Genomic DNA, 24,686 nt, shown 5'->3' on the forward strand with positions numbered 1-24,686 from the left:
CCGGCCCCCGGGTCAAGCGGCCCGGAGGCGCCCGCGGAGAGGGACTTTCCGCGGCCCCTCAGCCCTGGGGGGCCTCATCACCCTCAGTCACCCGAGCGGTGCTTCCGGCTGCCCCGGCAGCCCCGGAAGTCCACTCGTATCCCGTAGCGCTCTGCCGTACCAGGGTGTCCGCGAAGGGGCGCGAAGGATCATTCGAGAAGTGCGCGAGCTCCGCGCGCTCCCATCCGTCCCAGAAGTCGGAAAGTTCCCGCCCGTCCCGATCGCGCCCGCGCCCCCACGACTTCGCACGCGGGGTCTCCATCCACAGCAGCCGCGCCAGGTGCGGACGCAGCGCGCGCCGTCCGGCGCCGACACCCTCCACGAGCAGGACCGGACCCGGATCCAGCACCCGCTCCGGCCCGAACCGCCGCTCGACCCAGTCGTACGGGGCCCAGTGCGCGGCCCGCCCCGCGGAGAGCGGCTCCAGCACCTGCGTCCGCAGCCGCCCCACCCAGCCGAACAGCTCCTCGTGCGTGGCCACATCGTCCAGCCGCAACACGGGGACCCCGCCCAGGGCTTCGGCGAGCGCCTTGGCGAAAGTCGTCTTCCCGGACCCGGCGTGCCCGTCGATCCCGACGAGGCGGACGGGCCCGAGGGAGGGCGGCAGGGCGAGGATCTCGCGCGCGAGGGGCTGGAGCGAAGGCTGATCTTCCACGCCCCCACCGTATGACCCCGCCGCCACCCCGCGCGACGAACCGGCCCTGCGGGCGGAGGTCCCCTACCGGCCCTTCGCCCGTTCTCCGGGCTGCGCTCGGACCCCCTGGGGCTCCGCCCCAGACCCCGCGCGCCAAACGCCGGCGAAAATCCAGCCCCTCCGGCGTTTGAGGAGCGGGGGTCCGGGGGCCGGCCCCCGGCAACGGCGCCGCACCCGGCAAAGGGTCCGGGCGGAGCCCGGGGAACGGTGGAAGGGCGGGTAGGGGACAGCCCCGCAGGGCCCACCCCCGAGGGAACGGGGGAGAGGGGGCGGAGCCCCGTCACCCCGACACGGCCCTCCGGCTTCACGGCGTCGCAGACGGGAACTGGAAGGGTGTGCGGGAGCCGACCCGCCGCACCGACCCCTGGGGGCCACGCAGATGACCGCACCCACACCCCGCCGAGCCCTACTGGCGGTAGCCCTGGCGGCAGCCGCAGCCACCGTCCCCGGCGGCCGAGCCTCCGCGGCGCAGCCGAAGCCCGCCCCCGGGGGCCCGGGGCAGGACACCCCGGCCCCGGCCCCGGCCAAGGCCAAGGCAGAGGCCGCCGCAGCCACCCGCAAGACGGTCGACAACCGCTTCTGGTACTCGTACGCCCACTGGACCGCCGGCCAACACCAGGGCACCACCGCCATCGGCGGCGCCCGCCCCGGCCTGGAGATCAAGACCCCGACGGGCCGCACCGAGTACAAGGACCCGCACACCGCCAAGAAGAGCACCTGGGAGTACGCCACCTGGACCTCCCCGGTCCACACCTCCACCGTGCCCGCCACCGAGGCCATCGCCTCCTGGAACGCCCGTACCCCCGCCGGCACCTGGATCCAGGCCGAACTGCGCGGCACGTACACCGACGGCACCGCCTCCCCCTGGTACGTGATGGGACGCTGGGCCTCCGGCGACGGCGACATCCGCCGCACCTCCGTGGACGGGCAGACGGACGGCAAGTCCACCGTCTGGACGGACACCCTGGCCGTGGACACCCCGGCGAGCGGGCTGCGCATCAAGGACTGGCGGCTGCGCCTGACCCTGTACCGCAAGCCCGGTGCGAGCCGGGGCCCCACGGTGTGGCTGGCCGGAGCCATGGCCTCGGACGTCCCGGACCGGTTCACCGTCCCCGCGTCCGCCGCCTCCGGCGGGGCCCACGAGCTGAAGGTGCCGAGGTACTCGCAGGAGACGCACGCCGGCCAGTACCCCGAGTACGACAACGGCGGCGAGGCCTGGTGCAGCCCCACCTCCTCGCAGATGATCATCGAGTTCTGGGGCCGCAGGGCCAGCGTCTCCGCCGTGGCCTGGGTCAAGAAGGACTACGCGGACCCGCAGGTCTGCCACGCCGCCCGCTCCACGTACGACTCGGCCTACAAGGGCTGCGGCAACTGGCCCTTCAACGCCGCCTACGCCGCCACCTACCGGCAGCTCGCCGGCGTCGTCACCCGCCTCGGCTCCCTCGCCGACGTGGAGACCCTGGTCCGGGCGGGCATCCCGGTCATCACCTCCCAGTCCTTCACGGCCGAGGAGCTCACGGGCGCGGGCTACGGCACGGCCGGGCACCTGATGACCGTCATCGGCTTCACGGCCTCGGGCGACGTGATCGCCAACGACCCGAACTCGGCCGACAACGCCGCCGTGCGCCGCGTCTACCGCCGCCGGCAGTTCGAGAACAACTGGCTCCGGACCAAGCGTCACAACGCGGCCGGCAAGGTCGTCTCCGGCACCGGAGGCGTCTGCTACCTCTACGGTCCGATCCGGCCGAACCCGGCCCAGGTCCTCGCGCTGCGGGCGGTCGGCGTGCTCTGAGATTTCGCGTTGCCACGGACGGCATGTAAGTGGAACATAAAGGGCAAAAGGGCAATAGGAGCTTCTCATAGGAGGCAGCCCGCCATGACCACCCAACCCAGAATCGAACACCACCCCGACCTCGCTGAGATGCGCTCGCGGTTCGAGCGGGTCACCAGCACCCCGAGTGCCCAGGTCGTCGAGGCGCTGGCCCTGATGACTGGCCTCTACATCGCCGCTTCGCCGTGGATCGCCGGATTCAGCGGGCTCAGCTCGCTGGCGATCAACAACCTCATCGCGGGCCTGGCGTACTGCCTGTGCATGAGCGGACTCGGCTCCGCTTACGAACGCACCCACGCCATGGCCTGGACGGCGGTGGGTCTCGCCGCCTGGACGATCGTCGCGCCCTTCGTCATCTCCGGCGACGTCAGCACCACGCGCACGGTGTGGAGCAACGTCATCGCCGGCGGCATCGCCCTGTGCCTGGCACTGGCGATGGCGGGCATGGCGGGCCGCGACCGCACCACCTGATCCGCCCCGCACCCCTCACGCCCTCGGTCCGCACCCCGCGGCCGGGGGCGTGAGACATGCCACCCGTGACCATCGTCTCTACCGCGAGGGCCGCCTCCGCTGTCACATTGGAGGGCATGACCGCACACAGCGCCGCCCTGACCGCCCGCGCCCGCAACCTGGTCCGCACCGGCGGCCCCGAGGACGATTCCTCCTCCTGGCTGGAGCACGTGCTCGGCTGGACCCTGGTCGTGGTCGTGGCCATGTTCGTCACCCAGGTCGGCTGGTTCTTCTAACCTCCGCCGTTCCCCGCCCCGGGCTCGGCCTCGGCTTCGGGCTCGGCCTCCGGCTCCACCCGCCAGTGCCCGTCCGGCACGCCCACCAGCCCGTACAGCGTCCGCACGGGCGAGCGCGCCGGCAGCAGCACCACCCCGGCCAGCAGGGCGAACGCCCCGATCCCGGCCCACCACCCCAGCAGCCGGACGAGGACGCTCGCGCCCACCGCCCCCGCGAAGGGCAGCGCGTAGACCCCCGCCCCGGCGATCGCCACCGCGACCACCCGGGGCACCTTGAGGTCCGCCGCGGCGCCCGGCAGCCGCCAGCCCTCCACGAGCCAGCCGATCTCGGCCAGCAGCATCGTGCCGATGACGGCCGTCCCGAAGATCAGCACGGCCAGGAAGGTGCCCGAGGTCGCGAAGGCCAGGACGCCGTTCGCGACACCGGCCGAGGCCCAGTCCGAGTAGGCCCCCGGGTCGGCGCTCAGCAGCCGCTCGTACCCCGTGCCGTCCCACCCGTGGATCAGGGTGAAGAACAGCAGGAAGTACCCGGCCACCGCCTGGAGGTACCCCCAGTACCCGGCACCGACCAGGACGAACAGCCGCGCCGTCAGGAAGCCGAGCAGCGCGCCGACCACCACCGAGGCCCCGTAGAAGAGCGCGAAGCCGGCCCACACGCCCTCGTGGTCGCGGGCCACGTGCATCGTGGACCAGGCCGGGTTCTGCCACATCAGGTACACCCCCGTGGGGGCGGGCAGCAGCGCCGCGTAGAGCAGGGTGAGCGCCAGGTACGGATTGGCCGCGCGGCTCCTCGTACGGACTCCCTCGCCCCGGACCGACCGCTCCCACCACTGGAGCTGGCGCCCGGCGGCCACCGCGAAGGTGGCGCCGATGCCGTACGCCCACAGCGGCGCGGCCTGGAGGGGGATCACGAGGCCACCAGCCGCAGGTCGTCGGTCTTGATCACGTCGGAGGTGACGAGCGCCTGCTCCGCGCTCACCCGGGTCATGAAGACGAACGGCGGGATGACCGGGGGAGCGGGCAGCCCGTCGGGGCTGAAGGTCACGCAGAGCAGTCCCTCGATGCACCCGCTGAACCTCGTCAGGTACAAGGTCACGTCGCCGCTCAGGTCGAGCCTCTTCGCGGCGAGCCCGTACTCCTCGCGGCCGTCGCGGGTGCGCAGCTCGTAGTCGGTGAGCGTGGCGGCCCGCATCCGCAGCACCAGCACCTTCAGCGGGCCGTCCGCCGTGGGCACGTGGGTGACCCCCGCGAAGGCGAACCCCTGCGGGGCGAAGAGCGAGGTGGTCACGGTCGGGGGAGTGCGCGCGGCCATCGGCGGACCGGCCTGAGCGGCCCTCGCCTCCCCGGTGCCCGCCACCAGCGAGGCGAGCAGCACCACCGGCAGCGCGACCGCCAGCGTGCGCGGCCCGCTGCCGTCCAGGCTCGGGACGTACGGGCCCTCCTCGCCCGCCTCCGGATCGGGCAGCGGGGTCCAGCCGAAGGCCAGCGCGCTGCCCGCGATGCCGAGCAGCATGCCGAGGAGGAAGCCCCCGAGGTTGGTCGCCACGAAGGACAGCACCGAGAGCAGCAGCGCGTGGATGGAGACGTAGGCCCGGGCCTGCGGCAGCAGCCACAGGAACAGGCCGGCGGCGATCAGCGCGAGGCCGATCCCGATGGCGGCGATCCCGCCGAGGCCCAGGCTGACCAGCACCGTGAGCGGGGAGAGCGGGACCAGCAGCAGCTCGGTCCCGCCCAGGATCACCAGCAGCCCGCCCCAGAAGGGACGGGTGCGGCGCCAGGCGCGCAGCCGCCGCCGGGGGCCGGGCAGCGGGAGCCGACGCTCCAGCCATCCGCTGCCCGGCCCGGCGGCCCCGCGCAGGCCTAGAAGCACTTCTTGCCGTCCAGGCTGACGTTCAGCTTCAGGCCCTTGAGGTGGAAGTTGCCGCCGGTCGCCGACCAGGCGTGCGACTTCACGTCCACCACCTCGATGTCCCCGGCCTGGAGGCCGAACTTGCCGGCCTCGCCCTTGATCCCGCCGACCTGGTCGAGGGTGGAGGCGTCGCGGCCGATCTGCGCCGTCCCGAAGACTGCGTCGCCGGCCAGGTCCTCGCCGTCGATGACGAGATTGCTGGCGGTGACGTTGCCGGACGGGCCGCCGGCGGTCAGCTTGAAGACCACCTTGCCCACCGGGGTGTCCACCTCGGCGGCCTGGCAGATGTCCGTGAGGGTGGCCTCGCCGATGCCCAGCAGCGCCACGGGATGCCCCTTGCCGTCGACGGAGCGGTCGGTGTGCACGTAGGAGGCCAGGCCCTTGCTGCTCAGTTTGGATGAGGAGACCTGGAAGCTCGTCCCCGAGACGGCGAAGGAGGCGGCGAGCGCGCCCTGCGCCATGACCATCGCCATCGCCCCGACCGCGACGACCGCGGGCATCGCGACGGCTGCGGTCTTCTTCCAGTTGGTCCGGCCCTCGGGCGTGTTTCTCGTACTTCTCGTGCTTCTCGTCGTGCTCGTCCTGCCGTTGCCCATGATGTGGTCCTCCCGTACGTCGTCCGGTGCGCAGGGGGAGTGCAAAGGGGGGTGCAACAGGGGTCTGCCATACTTCGGGCTTCCTGTGGCAGTTCGAGGCTAGGGCTGAATTTGAATAATAGTCAACAGCGCGGAACGACCGGCCGTTCGCAGGTTCGGCGGGCCGAACTGATAGCGATCGGGCGCAAGTTGTTCGCCGACACCTCGTACGACGCGCTCTCCATGGACGACATCGCCAAGCACGCGGGCGTCGCCAAGGGGCTCATCTACTACTACTTCAAGAGCAAACGCGGCTACTACCTGGCCATCGTCGAGGACTCGGTGGCCGAGCTCGTGGCCCGCGCCGCGGGCGAGAGCGAGCTGCCCAACGCGCAGCGGGTGCGCAGCACCATCGACGGCTACCTGTACTACGCCGAGCACCACCAGGCCGCCTACCGCACCATCGTCACGGGCGGGGTCGGCTCCGACTCCGAGGTGCTCGCCATCCGCGACGCCGTCCGCGAGGAACTCATGGCGACCATCGCGGAAGGCGCGTACGGCCGCCGCGAGATCCCGCCGATCGCCCGGCTGGCACTGGTCGGCTGGCTGGCGGGCGTCGAGGGCAGCACCCTCGACTGGATCGGCCCGGGGGAGGCTCCGGCGCGGGTTCCGGCGCAGGGCTCCGCGCAGGGCTGTGAGGAGATCGCCGGCGAGGCCTGTGACGAGACCTTGGGCGAGGCCTCGGTCGAGACGCCCGGCCGGACCTCTGGACAAACCCCCGGCGAGACCTCTGGCCAGACCCCTGAGTGCGTCCCTGGGCAAGCCCCCGAGCACACCCCCGAGCACGCCCTCGCCCAGGCCCGGGAAGGCCGGGGCTCCGGGGCCCCGGGGCATCCCGGCCACCCGGACCGGGCCGAGTTCGGCGCCCTGCTGGTGCGCACGCTGCGTGCGACCCTGACGGTGATCGAGGAGTTCGCCCCCGAATGCCCGGCCCCGCCCGTCCCCGAGGAGGATCTCGCGCCCGTGACGGGAAGCCCCTGATCGGGCATACTCAACCGCCGCAGCCTCTTGAACAGGACCTTCCCGCGATCCGGGAGGGCACCATCGGCTGTGAGCCCCGAGACCCGGCGACGCGTACCACCCTCACGCGTCGCCCCGTGCTTGACGAGTGAGGAGAGCGCCGCCATGACCGACCGCGCGCCGCAGGTGGACCGATCGCTGCCCACGGAGGAGTCCCGCGACCTGCTCGCGCTCGTTCGCGAGATCGCTCAGCGGGAGATCCGGCCCCGGGCCGCCGAGGAAGAGGACGCCGGCCGTTTCCCCCGGGAGGTCTTCACCCTTCTCTCCGAGGCCGGACTGCTCGGGCTCCCGTACGCCGGTGAATTCGGCGGCGGCGACCAGCCGTACGAGGTCTACCTCCAGGTGCTGGAGGAGCTCGCCGCGGCCCGCCTGACCGTCGGGCTCGGTGTCAGCGTGCACTCGCTGGCCTGCCACGGCCTGGCCGGCTACGGAACCAAGGAGCAGCAGGCCGCCCACCTGCCCGCCATGCTCGGCGGCGGACTGCTCGGCGCGTACTGCCTCTCCGAGCCGGCCTCGGGCTCGGACGCGGCCTCCCTGACCACGAAGGCGGTCCGGGACGGCGAAGACTGGGTGATCAGCGGAACGAAGGCCTGGATCACCCACGGCGGCGTCGCCGACTTCTACACGGTGCTGGCCCGCACCGGCGTGGCCGGCCCGAAGGGCATCACCGCCTTCCTGGTCCCGGGCGACGCGGAGGGCCTCACGGCCGCGGTCCCCGAGAAGAAGATGGGCATGAAGGGCTCGCCCACCGCCCAGCTGAACTTCGACGGCGTACGGGTACCCGACTCGCGCCGCATCGGCGAGGAGGGTCAGGGCTTCACCATCGCCCTGGCAGCCCTGGACGCGGGCCGCCTCGGCATCGCCGCGTGCGCCATCGGCGTGGCCCAGGCCGCTCTGGACGAGGCCCTGGCCTACGCCCTGGACCGCAAGCAGTTCGGACACCCCATCGCGGACTTCCAGGGCCTGCGGTTCATGCTGGCCGACATGGCGACGAAGATCGAGGCGGGCCGCGCGCTGTACCTGGCGGCGGCCCGGCTGCGGGACGCGGGCAAGCCCTTCTCCCGCCAGGCGGCGATGGCCAAGCTCTTCTGCACCGACGCGGCGATGGCCGTCACCACGGACGCGGTCCAGGTGCTGGGCGGCTACGGCTACACGGCGGACTTCCCGGTCGAGCGGCTGATGCGCGAAGCGAAGGTCCTCCAGATCGTGGAGGGCACGAACCAGATCCAGCGCATGGTGATCGCCCGCCACCTGGCGGGCCCCGAATCCCGCTGACCGCGCCGCGGTGAGCGGTCAGCCGCCGCCGAAGAGGGGGCCGGTCGGCCAGATGGGCGAGGAGGCGATCCGGGACCACTCCGGATCGCGCTGCCCCGGCACGGTCCGGCCGTCCTCCTCCCAACGGGTGAGCAGCGCCTTGTAGATGGGCGGGTCGGGGGTTTGCCGAACCGATTCTTCGTACCCTGCGGCCGGCGCCCTTCGGCGGCGCCCCACCCTCGGTGTGGAAGTCTCCATCGTGGTCATACCGGGCCAACGCGCCACCGGACCCACGGGTAACCCCGCCCATCCGTTCGACCTGTCCCCACCGCCGCCACCGGCCCGCCCCCCCCGGCATCCGGAAGCGGCCCCCGGGTCCCCCCGCTGGCAGCGCGCCCCCCAACCCACCGCACCCCGCAGGCAGCACACGCGTCTGGGCGCCCGCGTCCCGCTCCCGCCGCGCAACGCGGGCATCCCCTCCGGCAGGGGCGGGTCTGCCACCGGGGCGCCCGCGTCCTGCTCCCGCCGTGCGACGCGGGCGTCCCCTTCGGCAGAGGCGGGTCTGCCACCGGGGCGCCAGCGTCCCGCTCCCGCCGCGACGCCGATGCCCCCTCCGGCAGGGGCGGGTCTGCCACGGGCCGACGGTGGCCCGGTCCGGGCGGCGCCCGGGGAACGGTGGAAGGGCGGGTAGGGGACAGTCCCGCAGGGCACCGCCGCCACCGCCAAGGCCATGACATGACCTCTCCTCCGGGCACCCGGAAGCGTCCCCCGGATCCACCACCGCCCCCGCTGGCAGCGCGCCCCCCAATCCACCGCACCCCGCAGGCAGCACACGCGTCCGGGTGCCCGAGACCTGCTCCCGCCGCGCGACGCGGCCTCCCCTCGCGCAGAGGCGGGCCTGCCACCGACCGAACCCGGCCCCGCCGACCGGGACCCGGCCGGGACCCGACCGGCGGGCGTCCTCCGGGATCCCGCACCCCACCGGGAGCGAGGGCCTCCGCTCGCGCAGAGGCGGGTCCACCACCGGCCGACCCCTCGCAGGCGCCCTCCGGCTAGCCCGCGCCCCGCGGGAAGTGCGCGCCTTCCCGCACGCAAAGGCGGGTCCGCCACGGACCGACCGGGGCCCCGCCCGTCGGGCCCGGCCGGGCCTCCCGCATCCCGCCGGAAGGCGCGCCCTTCCTCACGCCGAGGCGGGTCTTCCGCCACCGGACCGACCGGGACCCCTGAGGATCCCGCATCGCGGGGAGCGCGGCCCTGCCATCCCACACAAGCGGGGCCGACCTGGTCGGGCAGGCCGCCGGGCGCCGGCCCGGGAAGCCCCCGAACGGGCGCGCCCGGTCCTCCGGGGCCACCCCGGGCACCTCGGGGAGCCCCCCATCCCCCGTCAACGGCCCGCCCAACCGGGCCCCCGCACGATGTGTCTCCCTGCCAGTTCGTGCCACAACCCTGTTCCCCACCACGCAATCTGACGTACCGTCATCTCCGCCCAGGTGTCACCCTCGCACCCGTTTCCGGAGGTTCGTCATGCCCGCCGACCGTCCCGTACCGCTCGATGAATACCCCATCCACCAGGCCCCGTTGTCGATGAAGCACCTCGTCACCGGCGACCGCAACGCCTACGACCGCTGCATCTTCCACGTCTTCGACCACGCGGGCCGCGCCGTCCTGATACTCGGCCTCGGGGTCTACCCCAACGCCGGCGTCATCGACGCCTACGCCACCCTCCGGGTCGGCGACGAACTCCTCGCGGTCCGGGCCTCCGACGCCCTCACCGACGACCGTATGAACCTCTCCGTCGGCCCGCTCCGCATCACCGTCGACGAACCCCTCCGGCGGCTCACCCTCTCCTGCGCCGCCGACCCCGAGGACCCCGACGGGCTCTCGTACGAGATCACCTGGACCGCCGAGTTCCCCGCCGTGTGGGAGCCGCACCACACCCAGCGCCGGGGCGACCGCCTCATCCTGGAAGGCCGCCGCTTCGTCCAGGCGGGCAGCGTCACCGGCACCATCCGGGCCAAGGGCGAGGAGTTCACCCTCGACGCCGACTGGACCGGCACCCGCGACCGCAGTTGGGGCGTGCGCCCGATTCCCGGCGAGGAGGGCGGCCGCGCCGCCGAGGAGCACCGGCCCGAGGGTTTCCACTGGCTCTGGATCCCCGTCCGGTTCGAGGACCGCTTCCTGATGGTCATCACCCAGGAGGACGCCGACGGCCACCGGGCCCTCAGCGAGGCCGTCCAGGTCTTCCCCGAGGGCAGCGGCCGCCACGACGTGCAACTCGGCTGGCCGCACACCGACATCCGCTATCGCCCGGGCGGCCGCCACCCCGAGAGCGCCGTCGTCCACCTCACCGATCCGGCCGGCCGCAAACCCCTCGAACTCGGCGTGGAGATCATGAACTCCTCCCCGCTCGCCGTCGGAGCCGGCTACCCGCCCGCCTCCGACTGGCAGCACGGCACCTGGCAGGGGCGCGGCTGGACCGACCGCCGCACCTACGACCTCTCCGACCCCTCGGCCCACCCCATGGCCGCCTTCGGCGTCACCGACCACTCGGCCCGCTTCACCCTCGAAGGCCGCACCGGCTACGGCATCTTCGAGCACGGCAGCTTCGGCCGCCACGACCCCAGCGGCTTCGCCGACTACAGCTCGGTGGCCCCGTAACCCCGGACGGAACGACCGGCGCCGCACCGCAACCACCCGCATCCGCATCCGCAACCGCATCCGCCACCTCAACAGCCAAGCCAGAGAAGGGGTTTCCCATGGCAGGACCGGCACCGCGCCCCCGCACCTCCACCCGCGAACCCGAGGAGCTGGGCCGGCGCCTCGCCGCCTGGCTCGACGCCGAACTCCCCGGCGCGAAGGTCACCAACGTCTCCGTCCCCGGTTCCAACGGGATGTCCAGCGAGACTCTGCTCTTCGACATTGAGCACCCCGACGCCCCGATCCGCGCCTGCGCCCTGCGCCTCGCCGCCGACCCGGCCGCCTACACCGTCTTCCCCACCTACGACATGCCCCGCCAGCACCGGGTCATGAGCCTGGTCGCCGCCCACACCGACCTGCCGGTCCCGCGGGTGCAGTGGCTGGAAGAGGACCCCGGGCCGCTCGGGGCCCCCTTCTTCGTGATGGCCCGCGCCGAAGGGCGCGTACCGCCCGACGTGATGCCGTACACCTACGAGGGGAACTGGCTGCACGCCGCGACCGACGCACAGCGCGCCGAGCTCCAGGAGGCGAGCATCGCGCTGCTCGCCCGGCTGCACGACCAGTTCCCGCCCGAGGAGGCGCGGTTCCTCCTCCCGGACGGCGACGGGAGCCCGCTGCGCCGGCACGTCGAGTCCCAACGCGCCTACTACGACTGGGTGGTGGCGGGGAAGTCCCGGTCACCGCTGCTGGAGCGGGCGTTCGCCCGCCTCGAAGAGCTGTGGCCGGACGACGAGGGCGGCCCGGCCGTCCTCAACTGGGGTGACGCGCGCATCGGCAACGTCATCTACCAGCCCGACGGCTTCGAACCGGTGGCCGTACTCGACTGGGAGATGGCGGCCTGCGCCCCGCGCGAAGTCGACCTGGGCTGGACCGTCTACCTGCACTGCTTCTTCCAGGACCTGACCGTCGGTTTCGGCCAGCCGGGCCTGCCGGGCTTCCTGCGCCGCGAGGACATAGAACGCCGGTACGCCGAACTCACCGGGCACGCGCCGCGGGACATGGACTTCCACACGCTCTACGCCGCCCTGCGGCACGGGATCGTGATGCTGCGCATCGCCTACCGGCAGGCGCACTTCGGCGAGGTCGAGATCCCGGCGGACCCCGACAGCCTGATCCTGCACCATGCCAGTCTCACCGCCATGGTGCAGGGAACGTACTGGTAGACGCCTCGGTGGCCGTCGGGGCCATTCCGGCCGGGGGTCAGGCGGCCTGCGCGTGCTGGCGCATCTGCGGCATCGCCGCGGGCGCCGGCATCCGTACGGGACGCGAGCCGGGGCCGCCGACGTGCGAGAACGGCTGCGTCCGCCAGTCCAGCCCCTGCGGCAGCGCCAGGTGGACGACGGGCTCCAGCTCGGGAGCCTCCTCGGCGCCGAAGTCGAGGGTGGGCAGCGCGTCGGAGGCGGGCCGCCCGGTGCCCGCGCACACCGTGAGCCCGAAGGGGTTCCACGGGGTCAGGCAGAGGGCGTGCTCCGGCAGGAACTCCTCGTCCGCCACGAGGGCGATCGACTGGCCGCAGTCGGGGCAGGTCGCGTGGTGGATCTCGAAGCCCTCGGCGTATTCGAGGTAATCGTCGTCGTCGGCGTAACCGCTCTCGACGATTTCCAGGGGCTCCGGTTCGGTGCGACCGGCGCGCTTGGTGTTCAGCATGGATGTACTCCCCCTTGGGTGGGCCGGGCGGGCAGGTTCTTCGGCCACGGCCACCCCAAGCACTTCCCGTCGCGCGGCACGAGTAACCACTTCCGGCCGTCGTACGCCCGCATACGCCTGTGGCCTTGGTCACATGCCTGCCGCAGGTGCCACCTCAATCCGTGGACACGGGTGGGCCTAAACGGTTCGGGGCCGTAAGTTGTGCGGCTATGAGCGCAATGGAGGAGCTGGACCGCCAGATCGTGGATCTGCTCGTGCGGGACGGGCGGATGAGCTACACGGACCTGGGCAAGGCCACCGGACTGTCCACGTCGGCGGTCCATCAGCGAGTACGCCGCCTGGAGCAGCGCGGTGTCATCCGCGGGTACGCGGCCGTCGTGGACCCCGAGGCCGTCGGTCTCCCCCTCACGGCCTTCATCTCGGTCAAGCCCTTCGATCCGAGCGCACCCGACGACATCGCGGAGCGGCTGGCCGGCGTTCCCGAGATCGAGGCCTGCCACAGCGTCGCGGGCGACGAGAACTACATCCTCAAGGTCCGCGTGGCCACCCCGCTGGAGCTGGAAGACCTCCTGAGCCGCCTGCGCGCCCTGGCCCACGTCTCCACCCGCACGACGGTGGTCCTCTCCACCCCGTACGAGGCCCGCCCGCCCCGGGTGTAATTCCAGCCTCGTCGGCAAATCCAGCCCGCAGGCCAAATCCAGCCTCGCCGGCGTTTGAGGCGCGGGGTCCGGGGCGGAGCCCCGGGGAACGGGCGAAGGGCGGGTAGGGGAAACACCCCCGGCCCCCTGTGGCGGGGCCGTGGTCCGCGGCGCGCAACGCACCCGCCAGACTGTCGGCATGACAGACCGCACCACCGCCGACTCCGCCACAGCCGCCGGAGCCCCCGCCCCCACCACCGCAGGCACCCGTACGGTCCTCCTGCGCGGCGGCGAGGTCCACAGCCCCGCCGATCCCTTCGCCACCGCGATGGTCGTCGAGCGCGGCCACATCGCCTGGGTCGGCTCCGAGGGCGCCGCGGACGCCTTCGCGCAGGGCGTGGACGAGGTCGTCGACCTCGACGGGGCGCTCGTCACCCCCGCCTTCACCGACGCCCACGTGCACACCACCTCCGCCGGCCTCGCCCTGACCGGCCTGGACCTCTCCACGGCCGCCTCCCTCGCCGAAGCCCTCCAGCGCGTGCGCGCGTACGCGGACGCCCGCCCCGGTGACCGGGTGCTGCTGGGCCACGGCTGGGACGCCGCCCGCTGGCCCGAGCGCCGCGCCCCCCGCAGGCAGGAGCTCGACGAGGCCACCGGCGGCCGCCCGCTCTACCTCAGCCGCATCGACGCGCACTCCGCCGTGGTGACCACGGAGCTGCTCCGGCTGGTTCCCGAGGCGCGCACGGCAGCGGACGAGCCGCTGACCCGGGACGCCCACCACGCCGTACGCCGGGCCGCGCTCGGCGCCCTCACCCCGGCCCAGCGCGCCGAGGCCCAGCGGGCCGCCCTCGACCGGGCCGCTTCCCTCGGGATCGGCTCCGTCCACGAGTGCGGCGGCCCGGAGATCTCCTCCCCGGAGGACTTCACCGCCCTCCTGGAGCTGGCACGGACCCACCCCGGCCCCCGCGTCTTCGGCTACTGGGCCGACCGGGACCTCGCCCAGGTCAAGGAACTCGGCGCCGTCGGGGCCGCCGGCGACCTCTTCGTCGACGGGGCCCTCGGCTCGCACACCGCCTGCCTGCACGCCCCGTACGCCGACGCGGAGCACACCGGCACCGACTACCTCGACGCGCGGGCCGTCGCCGAACACGTCGCCGCCTGCACCGAAGCGGGCCTCCAGGCGGGCTTCCACGCCATCGGGGACGCCGCGATCACCGCCGTGGTCACCGGGGTCCGGGCCGCCGTCGACAAGGTCGGCCTGGACCGCGTGCGAGCCGCCCGGCACCGCGTCGAGCACGCCGAGATGATGACCCCGGCCACCATCGCCGCCTTTGCCGAGCTCGGCCTCACCGCCTCGGTGCAGCCCGCGTTCGACGCGCTGTGGGGCGGCGCGCAGGGCATGTACGCCGACCGGCTCGGCGCCGAGCGCGCCCGCACCCTCAACCCGTACGCGGCCATGCTCAAGGCCGGCGTTCCGCTCGCCTTCGGCTCCGACGCCCCGGTCACCCCGCTCGACCCCTGGGGCACCGTCCGGGCGGCCGCCTTCCACCACACTCCCGCCCACCGCATCTCCGCACGGGCCGCCTTCGCGGCCCACACCCGCGGCGGCTGGCGGGCCCTGGGGCGCGACGACGCGGGCATCCTCGTCCCGGGCGCCCCGGCCGACTACGCGGTCTGGGACACGGCCGAACTGGTGGTGCAGGCCCCCGACGACCGGGTCGCCCGCTGGTCCACGGACCCCCGCTCCGGCACCCCCGGACTGCCGGACCTGACCCCCGGCGGCGAGCTGCCGGTCTGCCTGGCCACGGTGGTCGGCGGCCGGGAGGTATTCGTACGGCCACAGGGGTGATCCGGGTGGCCGTGGTTCGGTGAGGGCGGCCGGACCCGGATAGGTTCGGCCGGGTCCACCACCGGACGTCCGAACCGGACGGAGCCGATCGCACAGCCGCGCCCGCGCCTCGGGGGCGAGGGAAGGTTTCGCCGCAAGGGTGTCCCCCCTGCTTCGCAGGAGTTGGGGGCGGGTGGCCTCAGATCGGGGCCCCGCGGTCCAGTAGACAACGGTCAGGCGGCCCGCAGCCAGCGGGAGCCGGTCCGGCCCGAAGGACCGCGGGCCCCGATCGCTGTTCTAAAATCATCCTCTGCGACACGACGTACAGGATGTACGAGAACGCAAAAGGGGAATCAGTGAGCGACGGCGGACAGCGAAGCTACGGACCGCTCGGCACGGCCTTGGTGATCATTCCGACCTACAACGAGGCGGAGAACATCGGGCTGATCGTCGGCCGCGTCCGCGCGGCTGTACCGGGGGCCCACGTCCTGGTCGCCGACGACAACAGCCCGGACGGCACCGGAAAGCTCGCCGACGAGCTTGCCTCTGCGGACGACCAGGTCCACGTCCTGCACCGCAAGGGCAAGGAAGGGCTCGGGGCCGCCTACCTGGCGGGCTTCGGCTGGGGCCTGGAGAACGGCTACGGCGTCATCATCGAGATGGACGCCGACGGCTCCCACCAGCCCGAGGAGCTGCCCAGGCTGCTCACCGCCCTGGAGGGCGCAGACCTGGTGCTGGGCTCCCGCTGGGTGCCGGGCGGCCGGGTCGTGAACTGGCCCAAGAGCCGCGAGTTCCTCTCCCGGGGCGGGTCCACGTACTCCCGGCTGATGCTGGGCGTCCCGATCCGCGACGTGACCGGCGGCTACCGCGCCTTCCGCCGCGAGACCCTCGAAGGGCTGGGCCTGGCCGACGTGGCCTCGGCCGGCTACTGCTTCCAGGTCGACCTGGCTCGCAGGGCCGTGCAGAAGGGCTTCCGCGTCGTCGAGGTGCCCATCACCTTCGTCGAGCGCGAGTTCGGCGACAGCAAGATGAGCAAGGACATCGTGGTGGAGGCCCTCTGGCGGGTCACCCAGTGGGGCATCAAGGAGCACGCGGGCAAGCTCTCGGGCAAGGTGTCGGACACGCTGTCGGGGAAGCTGACGGGCAAGGCCCGGGGCAAGTAGGCCGCGTCACCGGGGGGCCGCCACCCCTAGGGGATGTCCGGTACCTCCGGCTGAGGACGTCTTTACGCCGGCCCAGGCACACTGGGGGTATGACGACCGGAGTTCCGACCTCTACGGCCCCCCGGCGGCGTTCGCCCGCCCGTACGTACCTTCCCCTGGCCATCGCGGCCTGGCTCATCCTGGAGATCTGGCTGCTCGGCCAGGTCGCCGGAATGATCGGCGGCGGGGGAGTCGCCCTGCTGCTCGCGGGCGGCCTCGTGCTGGGTGCGGTGGTCATCAAGCGGGCCGGGCGACGTGCCTTCAAGAACCTGACGGACACCTTCCAGCAGGCCCAGGAGGGCCGTCAGCCGACTCCGCAGCAGCCCGGCAAGCCCGGCACGGGCAACGGCCTGACCATGCTGGCAGGGCTGCTCCTGATGATGCCCGGCCTGATCTCCGACGCGGCCGGTCTGCTGCTCCTGCTCCCGCCCGTCCGCGCCCTGATCGGCCGCCGGGCCGCCCGCTCCCTGGAGCGGAAGATGGCCTCCGCGCCGGCGGGCTCCTTCGGCGACGCCTTCCAGCAGGCCCGTATCCACTACCCGGACGGCAAGGTTGTCCCGGGCGAGGTCATCCACGGCGAGGTCATCCGCGAGGACGGGCCGCAGCGGCCCGACAACGGCAGCCGTCCGCCGCTGACCCCCTGAGGGACTGCCCCCTGCGGCACTGACCCCCTGAAGCACTGAGCCGGCCCGCCCAGCCGGCAGACCGACCCAACCGCGCAGCACAAGGCCGAGGGGCCCCACCACACGGTGTGTGGTGGGGCCCCTCGGCCTTGTGCTGTCGTGCTTCGCCGCTGTGGCGTCCGGCTGTCAGGCGGACTTGCGGCTGTCCCGCGGATGCACGGCAATGTTCATGGCGCCGGAACGAAGGACCGCGAGCCTCTCGGCCAGCACTTCCTCCAGCTCCTCGCGGGTGCGCCGCTCCATGAGCATGTCCCAGTGCGTTCGCGCAGGCTTGCCCTTCTTCTCTTCGGGCCCATCCCCGTCAACCAGGAGTGCCATGGCGCCACACGCCTTGCACTCCCACTCCGGCGGAATTTCTGCCTCAACCGAGAACGGCATCTCAAATCGATGTCCGTTCTGGCATGCGTACTCCACCGCCTGGCGCGGGGCCAGATCGATGCCGCGGTCCGTCTCGTAGCTGGTAACCACGAGCCGCGTACCGCGGAGAGCTCGCTCACTCATGAATCGTGCCTCCCGGGCTTGTCGCCCACAGGACAGGTGTCGCTGTCGTCGTCATCCGGTCAACGTCCGGTCGGCGGTATAGATTCCCGCTCCGGGTCATGCGTCGCCCGTCGTACCGCCCCTTGTTGTACCCACCAGTGCCCGTTTTGTCACATCTGGCAGCAGATGTCACCCAACGTCTTCACTTCATAAGCACGCAGTAACGGTCCGCCTGGCAGGCCAAAGGCGTACACTACCGGCCCTTAGCTTGAACGTCGAAATTCGTTCCGAATTAGCGCGGCTGAAGTCTGCCCGATCCGTCGGAACCGCCGGATCCCCGGTCAGATCCGCTCGGGTACAGGATTGCCCGCCGCCTCCACCGCGCGCCGCACCGGCACTCGGGCGAGCAGCACGAAACCCAGTGCGAAGAAGACCACCAACGAGATGATCGCGTCCCGGTAGCTGCCCGTGACCTGGTACGTCAGCCCGAAAACCAGCGGTCCCACCCAGCTCAGCCCCCGGTCGCTCATCTCGTACGCCGAGAAGTACTCGGCCTCCTTGCCCGCCGGAACCAGGTGCGAGAACAGCGAGCGCGACAGCGCCTGGCTGCCGCCCAGCACCAGTCCGATCATCGCGGCCAGTGCGAAGAACCACACCGGGGTCCGGGCCGGCAGGAAGTATCCGGCGGCCAGCGTCACGCCCCAGGCCGCCAGCGATCCGAGAATCGTCCGCTTGGCGCCGTACCGGAGGGCCAGCCGGCCCATCCCCAGCGCACCGGCCACTGCGAGGACCTGAACGAGCAGGATCGCCCCGATGAGCGTGGACTGCTCCAGCTTCAGCTCCTCCGACCCGTAGATCGAGGCCTGGGAGATCACCGTCTGCACGCCGTCGTTGTAGATCAGGTACGCCAGCAGGAACGACAGGGTCAGCGGGTAGCGCCGCATGTCCTTCAGGGTGGCGATGAGCTGCTTCCAGCCGCTGACGGCCGGGGCGGCGCCCGGCTCCCGGACCACGGCGCGGTCCCGCAGCCGGCGCAGCGGGATCAGCGCGAAGGCACCCCACCACAGGCCCGCCGAGGCCAGGCAGATGCGGATCGCCATGCCTTCGGTGAGACCGAAGGAGTCGTGGCCCATGTAGAGCGCCAGGTTCATCACGAGCATCAGCGAGCCCGAGGTGTATCCGAAGGCCCAGCCGCGCGAGGAGACCGTGTCCCGCTCGTCCGGCGTGGAGATCTGCGGCAGGTAGGCGTTGTACAGCACCATCGAGACCGACAGCGAGGCGTTCGCCACGATCAGGAGCAGTCCGCCCAGCAGGTAGCGCTCGCCGGCCAGGAAGAACATGCCGGCCGTCGCCGCGGCCCCCGTGTACGCGGCCACGGCCAGCAGCGGCTTCTTGCGGCCGGTCCGGTCGGCGACCGCCCCCGCCAGCGGCATGAGCAGCACGGCCAGGATCACCGAGGCGGACACCGTGTAGGCGAAGAAGGAACCGGCCCGCACCGGGATGCCCAGCGGATGGACGAAGCCCTCGGCGTCGGCCGCGGCCTTGGCGATCGACGTGAGGTACGGCCCGAGGAACACGGTGAGCACGCTCGCCGAGTACACCGACACCGCGAAGTCGTAGAAGTACCAGCCGCGCTGCTCGCGCTTGCGCGCGGCCGTTGCCGCCGCGGCGGCTCTGCCGTCCTCGGCCCCCGGTTCCGCGTCGTCCGTCGTCTGCGCACTCATCGGTGCCCCCTCGCTGTCCCCGTACCGCTGCGGCCGCCGCCACCTGGCGCGCAGCCGAACGGGCCGGTCAGGCCCAGGCTCCGCGCCGGTCCAGCACCGTGCGCAAGATGTCGATCCGGTCGGTCATGATGCCATCGACTCCCAGGTCCAGGAGAGCCTCCATGCGTTCCGGTTCGTTCACGGTCCACACGTGCACCTGGAGCCCCCGTTCGTGGGCCGTCCGCACGAACCTGCGGTCCACCACGCGGATGCCCGCCTGGGTCTCCGGCACCTGCGCCGCCACCGCGCCCGCGCGCAGCGCGGCGGGGATCGCGTACGACCGCAGCCGCAGCCCGAACACCCCCGCCACCCCGTACGAGGTCGCCAGGCGGGGGCCGGCGATCTTCTGGGCCCGGGCCACCCGGCGCTCGGAGAAGGAACCCACGCACACCCGGTCCCAGACCCCGGTCCGCGCGATCAGGCCGACCAGCGGGTGCACGGCGGACTCGTCCTTGATGTCCACGTTCCACCGGGCGTCCGGGAACTCCTCCAGCAGGTCCTCGAAGAGCGCGAGGGGCTCGGTCCCGCCGGCCCGGACCTCGCGGATCCGGCGCCACGGCAGCTCCCGGATGCGCCCCTGCCCGTCGGTGACCCGGTCCAGGGTGGCGTCGTGGAAGGCGACCAGCTTGCCGTCGGCGCTGGCGTGCACATCGGTCTCGAAGTACCGGTAGCCCAGGGCGGCGGCCCGCCGGAAGGCGGCGGCGGTGTTCTCCAGCCCGTCCGAGGCCCCGCCGCGGTGCGCGAAGGGGATGGGACCCGGGTGGTCGAGATAAGGGTGGGGTAGGCGTACGTGCGTCACCGCGGCAGTATGCCCCCTGCTCCCGCCGGTGCGGGAGTGCCCCGATGGCCGCCCGGTGAACGGCCCGCCGGTTCAGTTCCGCAGCACCCACGGATCGACGCCGGAGTACACGTACGCGGCCTGGTACCCCGGGGCGCGGGGGAAGAGGTCGAGGGCCATCCTCCGGACGCTCCAGGCGGGCCCGAACCCGGGGCCTCCTCATTTCGCGCGGAGCACTCCGTGGCACCCTGGACCCCGCAGGACCAATCCAATGCCGGCTCCCGCGGGGGCCGACAGGGGCCAATTCGACGAAGGTGGACCGGACGACATGGCGCAGTGGACCTCGGCCGTAGGTGCCGCACAGCTCGGCCGGCTCATCACCTCCCAGCAGGGCCGGACCGCCGCGCCCGGCGGGCGCAAGCTGCCCGCGTACCGCACGCTCGCCGACGGCGTCCGCCTGCTCGTCCTCGAAGGCCGCATCCCCGTGGCCGCCCGGCTCCCCGCCGAGCGGGAGCTGGCCGTCGCGCTCTCCGTCAGCCGCACCACCGTCGCCGCCGCCTACGAGGCCCTGCGCGGCGAGGGGTTCCTGGAATCCCGCCGGGGCGCCGGCAGCTGGACCTCGGTGCCCGCCGGCAACCCGATGCCGGCCCGCGGGCTGGAGCCCCTGCCCCCCGAGTCCCTCGGCTCGATGATCGACCTCGGCTGCGCCGCCCTCCCGGCCCCCGAGCCCTGGCTCACCAAGGCCGTGCAGGGCGCCCTGGAGGAACTCCCGCCGTACGCCCACACCCACGGGGACTACCCGGCCGGCCTGCCCGCGCTGCGCCGCATGCTCGCCGACCGCTACACCGAGCGCGGCATCCCGACCATGCCCGAGCAGATCATGGTCACCACGGGCGCGATGGGCGCCATCGACGCCATCTGCAGCCTCTTCGCGGGGCGCGGCGAGCGGATCGCCGTCGAATCCCCGTCCTACGCCAACATCCTCCAGCTCATGCGCGCCGCCGGGGTCCGCCTCGTGCCCGTCGCCATGGGGGAAGGGCTGACCGGCTGGGACATGGACGTCTGGCGCCAGGTGCTGCGCGACTCCGCCCCGCGCCTGGCCTACGTGGTCGCCGACTTCCACAACCCGACCGGGGCCCTGGCCTCCGACGAGCAGCGCCGCGCGATGGTCGAGGCGGCCCGCTCGGCCGGTACCGTCCTGGTCGCCGACGAGACCATGGTCGAGCTCCAGCTGGACCCGGCGATGGAGATGCCCCGCCCCGTCTGTTCCTTCGACCCGGCCGGCTCCACCGTCATCACCGTCGGCTCCGCCAGCAAGGCCTTCTGGGCCGGCATGCGCATCGGCTGGGTCCGCGCGGCCCCCGACGTCATCCGCAGCCTGGTGGCCGCCCGTGCCTACGCCGACCTGGGCACGCCCGTGCTGGAACAGCTCGCGGTGGACTGGCTGATGCGCACCGGGGGCTGGGCGCAGGCCGTGGAGATCCGCCGCGACCAGGCCCGCGAGAACAGGGACGCCCTGGTGGCGGCGGTCCGCCGGGAGCTGCCGGACTGGGAGTTCCGGGTCCCGCTGGGCGGCCTGACCCTGTGGGCCCGCGCGGGCGGGCTCTCCGGTTCCCGGCTGGCCGAGGTGGGGGAGCGGGTGGGCGTACGGGTCCCCTCGGGGCCCCGGTTCGGCGTGGACGGCGCCTTCGAGGGGTACGTCCGGCTCCCCTTCACCGTCGGCGGCCCGGTGGCCGAGGAGGCGGCGGCCCGGCTGGCCGCCGCGGCCCGGCTGGTCGCCACCGGAGCGGGCGGCGGCGGGGCGGAGCCGCCGCGCACCTTCGTCGCGTAGGACGGGGCCGATCGGACCCGCCGCGTCCTACGGGACGTCCGCCGGGACCTCGGGGATCTCCGAGGCGTCGATCGCCGGGCCCTGCGCCTGGGCGGGCGGCTGGACGATGTGCAGCGGCTTGCCCAGCGTGACGTGGTCCGGGGCGGGCTTGGGCGCTGCCTGCCGCTCGGGCAGCAGGTCCAGTACCGCCTGCCGGTGTCCCGGGTGGGTGGCGTCGTCGTACGGGTCCGGCGTGGCCGGAACCTGGAGCCGGTGCACGGGACCGGCGCCGAGCCGGGCGTACCCGCGCCCCGGCGGCAGGACGGCCGTCGGCGTGGTGTGCGGGGGCAGTCCCAGCACGTCGGCGATCTGCTGGATCGTGGCGGCTCCGAGCACCGCCCGGGCCCTCGTGTGCTGCCAGACGGAGTCGTGCAGCAGCTCCAAGTGGTCGAACTGCTCGGCCACCACCACCGTGACGTGCGCGGCGCGCCCGTGCCGCAGCGGCACCTGGAGCTGCGCGATCGGATCGGGGGCGCCCTCGGCGGCGGCCAGGTGGGCCAGCACGCTGGGCCGGTCGAGCAGGATCCACAGCGGACGCCGGGTGTCCTCGGGCGCGGGCCGGCCGGCTTCGCGGGCCCGGTGGGTGGCGATCAGGCGCCGCTCGGTCTCGCGGGCGGCCCATTCCAGGGTGGCCAGCGCCCCGGTCGGCCCGCACTCCACGGCGAGGACGCCCGCGCGGCCGGAGAGGCAGGAGTACTCGCCGGTGCCGCCGCCCTCGACGATCAGTACGTCGCCCCCGTGCCGCAGGGCCTGCAGGGCGACGGACCGCAGCAGCGTGGACGTACCGCTGCCGGGCTGCCCCACGGCCAGCAGATGGGGCTCGGCGGAACGGGATCCGGTGCGCCAGATGACCGGCGGCATGTCCCGGGGCTCGTCGCCGTCCAGGACGGGCAGCGTGCGCTGCACGCTGCCGGGGTCGGTGAAGCCGAGCACGGTCTCACCGGGGGAGGTGACGAAGGGCTGGGCGGCGATACCTGTCGGCAGCGCCGCCAGCACGCTCAGGTCGAGCTGGTTTCCCTCCTCGTCCCAGTCGAAGAGATACTCCCGTCCGCGCCCGGACTTGGCGTGCAGCAGTGCCTCGATCCGGGCCCTCGATGCGGCCTCGCCGTCGGTGAAGTAGGCCGGGTAGCGGATGTGGAGCCGGGTGACGCGGCCCGCCTCGTCGAACTCGTAGCCGCTGAAGGCCTTGTCCCACTCCCCGCCGTGGGCGAAGAGGGGGCTCGGATCCTCCGGGATGGAGAAGTACGGCACGAGGGCTTCGTAGAGGGAGCCGAGCCGTTCGGTCTCGGCATCGCTGGGACCGGTCTTCGCCGGGGTGCGGTCGCGTCCCTGCCAGGCCGCCGCCGCCATGAGGGTGATCAGGGCGGTGAGGGGCCCGTAGGGGACGAGCGCGACCACGAGGACGCAGGCGGCACCCAGGAACAGCGCGGGACCACGCTTGTCCTTGGGGGTGTCGCACCACTTGCGCCGTCCGGCCGAGGCCAGGACGCGCAGGCCCCGTCCGATGGTGAGGAGCGGATGGAGGACGTCCGTGGCGCTGTCGGCGGCCGTGCGAGCGAAGTCGCGGCCCCGGGTCAGCGACACGGTGCCGCTGCTGAGGATGCGGGGAAGTGGGCGCCGGGCCACGGGCGTCTCCTGGAGTTGTGGATGCTTCGGGTGGGTGCCGGGGCCGGGCGCTAGAGCTTGATCCCGCCGAGAAGACTCGCGAGGCTCGCCGTGCTCGCCGTGATGCTGGGGGCGATGGCGGAGCCTGCGAGGAAGAAGCCGAAGAGGGCGCACACGAACGCGTGCGTCAGCTTCATGCCGTCCTTCTTGAAGAACAGGAAGCAGATGATGCCGAGCAGGACGACACCTGAGATGGACAGGACCATGAGTCAGTTCTCCTGGTGGGTGGGGACAGTCACCATCAGTTCTTCCAGGCTCACAGGAAGTATCAATGCGATAAAAGGTGCATATGGGTGAATCTAGTAATTTTTCACTTGACCGGCCCATCCCGGCTGGCGCGCCTGGCGGGACGGGGGCATGGGGGCCGCAAGGTGATCATTGCCTCGGCCCGCGCCGCTCATGTGCAGGTCCGGGCGTTACTCTGACGCTTCACCCGTACGGACGCAGTGCCGTGCGCAGCCCTGCCCGTGAAAGGCGGTACGACCGATGAGTGAGCACGTCGAGAACGGCTCCCAGGACTCCCAGGCCTCCCAGGACTCTCCGGGCGTTCCCGACGAGGACGTCGTCGAGCTGGCCACCAAGATCTTCGACCTCGCCCGCCGCGGTGAGACCGAGACCCTCGCCGCGTACGTCGACGCGGGCGTCCCGGCCAACCTCACCAACGACCGCGGCGACACCCTCGTCATGCTCGCCGCCTACCACGGCCACGCCGACGCCGTCACGGCCCTGCTGGCCCGCGGCGCCGAGGCCGACCGGGCCAACGACCGCGGCCAGACCCCGCTCGCCGGCGCGGTCTTCAAGGGCGAGGAGGCCGTCATCCGCGCGCTGCTCGCCGGGGGCGCCGACCCGAACGCCGGAACGCCCTCCGCCGTGGACACGGCCCGCATGTTCGCCAAAGCCGACCTGCTGGAACTTTTCGGAGCCAAGTAGTCCGCTTCTGTCGGTCCCCAGCCGGTGCCCAGGCCGGTCTCCGGGCCGGTTCCCGGCCGGTTTCCGACTGGTCCAGACCTCACGGGTTGGTCACGGCGGCCTTAAATGTGGTCGCGGCGCACAAACCGCCTGGGTCATCATGGCGTCGGATTCGATTCGCGGACAGGGCGGACGGGCAGGAGCGGGCAGGACACAACGGGTGTCCGACCCCCACTCCTGCCGGGGGACCGCCACCCTGGCCGAGAAGCACCGACGAGAGTGAGAAGGCAATGGTCTACATCGAGCGGAACCTGACGGCGGACGTCCTCGCATGCTGTTACGCGGCCCTGTGAATTCCGATTCCCGGTTGCGTCCCCAGCTTGATTTGAGGCCATTCC

22 protein-coding genes and 1 pseudogene are annotated in these 24,686 nt (G+C 72.8%); 13 read left to right on the top strand and 10 right to left on the bottom strand.

The window, feature by feature from the left end; genetic code table 11:
* Window positions 1–58: 58 nt before the first annotated feature.
* The gene (locus OHA37_RS32555) at window positions 59–694 is read right to left on the bottom strand and encodes a uridine kinase family protein (protein ID WP_266910586.1); all 636 of its coding nucleotides are present in this window, start codon (window positions 692–694) and stop codon (window positions 59–61) included.
* 418 nt (window positions 695–1,112) lie between these two features.
* Here OHA37_RS32555 and OHA37_RS32560 point away from each other — a divergent pair, with 418 nt between their 5' ends.
* From OHA37_RS32560 to OHA37_RS32570, 3 genes are all read left to right on the top strand, one after another.
* Entirely contained in the window at window positions 1,113–2,525 is a 1,413-nt protein-coding gene (locus tag OHA37_RS32560) for a C39 family peptidase (RefSeq protein WP_266910588.1), read from the top strand.
* Window positions 2,526–2,609: 84 nt separating this feature from the next.
* Entirely contained in the window at window positions 2,610–3,035 is a 426-nt protein-coding gene (locus OHA37_RS32565) for an SPW repeat protein (protein WP_266910589.1), read from the top strand.
* Window positions 3,036–3,151: 116 nt separating this feature from the next.
* On the top strand, window positions 3,152–3,310 hold the full coding sequence (locus OHA37_RS32570; RefSeq protein WP_243341628.1) for an SCO1431 family membrane protein: 159 nt from the start codon (window positions 3,152–3,154) through the stop codon (window positions 3,308–3,310).
* Here the strand turns inward: OHA37_RS32570 and OHA37_RS32575 are convergent.
* The 3 genes from OHA37_RS32575 to OHA37_RS32585 are packed head-to-tail and all read right to left on the bottom strand — an operon-like array spanning window position 3,307 to window position 5,719.
* Window positions 3,307–4,221 carry a hypothetical protein gene (locus OHA37_RS32575; protein WP_266910590.1) on the bottom strand — a complete coding sequence of 305 codons (915 nt, stop codon included), beginning with the start codon at window positions 4,219–4,221 and terminating at the stop codon, window positions 3,307–3,309. The genes OHA37_RS32570 and OHA37_RS32575 overlap by 4 nt on opposite strands.
* Window positions 4,218–5,180 (bottom strand): DUF6114 domain-containing protein, encoded by a 963-nt coding sequence (locus OHA37_RS32580; protein ID WP_323182382.1) that lies wholly within the window; start codon window positions 5,178–5,180, stop codon window positions 4,218–4,220. Before OHA37_RS32580 ends, OHA37_RS32575 begins: the two co-directional genes overlap by 4 nt.
* Window positions 5,171–5,719: a DUF6230 family protein gene (locus OHA37_RS32585; RefSeq protein ID WP_443046342.1), complete on the bottom strand. Its 549-nt coding sequence runs from the start codon at window positions 5,717–5,719 to the stop codon at window positions 5,171–5,173. Before OHA37_RS32585 ends, OHA37_RS32580 begins: the two co-directional genes overlap by 10 nt.
* Before the next feature lie 207 nt (window positions 5,720–5,926).
* Between OHA37_RS32585 and OHA37_RS32590 the strand changes: the two are divergent.
* The 4 genes and pseudogenes from OHA37_RS32590 to OHA37_RS32605 form a co-directional block, all read left to right on the top strand.
* Window positions 5,927–6,454, top strand: a pseudogene (locus OHA37_RS32590) (TetR/AcrR family transcriptional regulator); the annotation flags it as partial.
* A 525-nt stretch (window positions 6,455–6,979) separates the two neighbouring features.
* Complete coding sequence (locus tag OHA37_RS32595) at window positions 6,980–8,149, top strand: acyl-CoA dehydrogenase family protein (RefSeq protein ID WP_266910592.1); 1,170 nt, start codon at window positions 6,980–6,982, stop codon at window positions 8,147–8,149.
* A gap of 1,503 nt (window positions 8,150–9,652) precedes the next feature.
* Window positions 9,653–10,786 (top strand): hypothetical protein, encoded by a 1,134-nt coding sequence (locus OHA37_RS32600; RefSeq protein WP_266910594.1) that lies wholly within the window; start codon window positions 9,653–9,655, stop codon window positions 10,784–10,786.
* Between the two features lie 98 nt (window positions 10,787–10,884).
* On the top strand, window positions 10,885–11,988 hold the full coding sequence (locus OHA37_RS32605) for a phosphotransferase family protein (protein ID WP_266910595.1): 1,104 nt from the start codon (window positions 10,885–10,887) through the stop codon (window positions 11,986–11,988).
* Window positions 11,989–12,025: 37 nt separating this feature from the next.
* Here OHA37_RS32605 and OHA37_RS32610 read toward each other — a convergent pair whose 3' ends face one another.
* On the bottom strand, window positions 12,026–12,472 hold the full coding sequence (locus OHA37_RS32610) for a hypothetical protein (RefSeq protein WP_266910596.1): 447 nt from the start codon (window positions 12,470–12,472) through the stop codon (window positions 12,026–12,028).
* 218 nt (window positions 12,473–12,690) lie between these two features.
* On the opposite strand from OHA37_RS32610, the gene OHA37_RS32615 reads away from it, so the two are divergent.
* The 4 genes from OHA37_RS32615 to fxsA all read left to right on the top strand — a co-directional run bounded on the left by OHA37_RS32615 (window position 12,691) and on the right by fxsA (window position 16,784).
* Entirely contained in the window at window positions 12,691–13,131 is a 441-nt protein-coding gene (locus OHA37_RS32615; RefSeq protein ID WP_250741559.1) for an Lrp/AsnC family transcriptional regulator, read from the top strand.
* Window positions 13,132–13,309: 178 nt separating this feature from the next.
* Window positions 13,310–14,959, top strand: coding sequence for an amidohydrolase (locus tag OHA37_RS32620; RefSeq protein WP_266910597.1), 1,650 nt, complete (start codon window positions 13,310–13,312; stop codon window positions 14,957–14,959).
* 308 nt (window positions 14,960–15,267) lie between these two features.
* Window positions 15,268–16,101: a polyprenol monophosphomannose synthase gene (locus OHA37_RS32625; RefSeq protein WP_266910598.1), complete on the top strand. Its 834-nt coding sequence runs from the start codon at window positions 15,268–15,270 to the stop codon at window positions 16,099–16,101.
* Between the two features lie 89 nt (window positions 16,102–16,190).
* Complete coding sequence (gene fxsA / locus OHA37_RS32630) at window positions 16,191–16,784, top strand: FxsA family membrane protein (protein WP_266910599.1); 594 nt, start codon at window positions 16,191–16,193, stop codon at window positions 16,782–16,784.
* A 165-nt stretch (window positions 16,785–16,949) separates the two neighbouring features.
* Here fxsA and OHA37_RS32635 read toward each other — a convergent pair whose 3' ends face one another.
* The 3 genes from OHA37_RS32635 to OHA37_RS32645 form a co-directional block, all read right to left on the bottom strand.
* Window positions 16,950–17,324: an RNA polymerase-binding protein RbpA gene (locus tag OHA37_RS32635; protein ID WP_007262928.1), complete on the bottom strand. Its 375-nt coding sequence runs from the start codon at window positions 17,322–17,324 to the stop codon at window positions 16,950–16,952.
* A 320-nt stretch (window positions 17,325–17,644) separates the two neighbouring features.
* The gene (locus OHA37_RS32640; protein ID WP_266910600.1) at window positions 17,645–19,027 is read right to left on the bottom strand and encodes an MFS transporter; all 1,383 of its coding nucleotides are present in this window, start codon (window positions 19,025–19,027) and stop codon (window positions 17,645–17,647) included.
* 67 nt (window positions 19,028–19,094) lie between these two features.
* A complete protein-coding gene (locus OHA37_RS32645; RefSeq protein ID WP_266910601.1) occupies window positions 19,095–19,865 on the bottom strand; it encodes a glycerophosphodiester phosphodiesterase in 771 nt (256 codons plus the stop codon).
* A 307-nt stretch (window positions 19,866–20,172) separates the two neighbouring features.
* Here OHA37_RS32645 and OHA37_RS32650 point away from each other — a divergent pair, with 307 nt between their 5' ends.
* Complete coding sequence (locus OHA37_RS32650; protein WP_266910602.1) at window positions 20,173–21,675, top strand: SCO1417 family MocR-like transcription factor; 1,503 nt, start codon at window positions 20,173–20,175, stop codon at window positions 21,673–21,675.
* Between the two features lie 27 nt (window positions 21,676–21,702).
* Here the strand turns inward: OHA37_RS32650 and OHA37_RS32655 are convergent, their stop codons facing one another.
* Both OHA37_RS32655 and OHA37_RS32660 read right to left on the bottom strand, forming a co-directional pair.
* Window positions 21,703–23,340, bottom strand: coding sequence for a hypothetical protein (locus OHA37_RS32655; protein WP_266910603.1), 1,638 nt, complete (start codon window positions 23,338–23,340; stop codon window positions 21,703–21,705).
* Between the two features lie 50 nt (window positions 23,341–23,390).
* Entirely contained in the window at window positions 23,391–23,585 is a 195-nt protein-coding gene (locus OHA37_RS32660; RefSeq protein ID WP_007262923.1) for a hypothetical protein, read from the bottom strand.
* 280 nt (window positions 23,586–23,865) lie between these two features.
* Between OHA37_RS32660 and OHA37_RS32665 the strand changes: the two genes are divergently transcribed.
* The gene (locus OHA37_RS32665) at window positions 23,866–24,309 is read left to right on the top strand and encodes an ankyrin repeat domain-containing protein (protein WP_266910605.1); all 444 of its coding nucleotides are present in this window, start codon (window positions 23,866–23,868) and stop codon (window positions 24,307–24,309) included.
* Window positions 24,310–24,686 lie beyond the last annotated feature (377 nt).

It is taken from the genome of Streptomyces sp. NBC_00335 (assembly GCF_036127095.1).
In the GTDB taxonomy this organism is placed as follows: Bacteria; Actinomycetota; Actinomycetes; order Streptomycetales; family Streptomycetaceae; genus Streptomyces.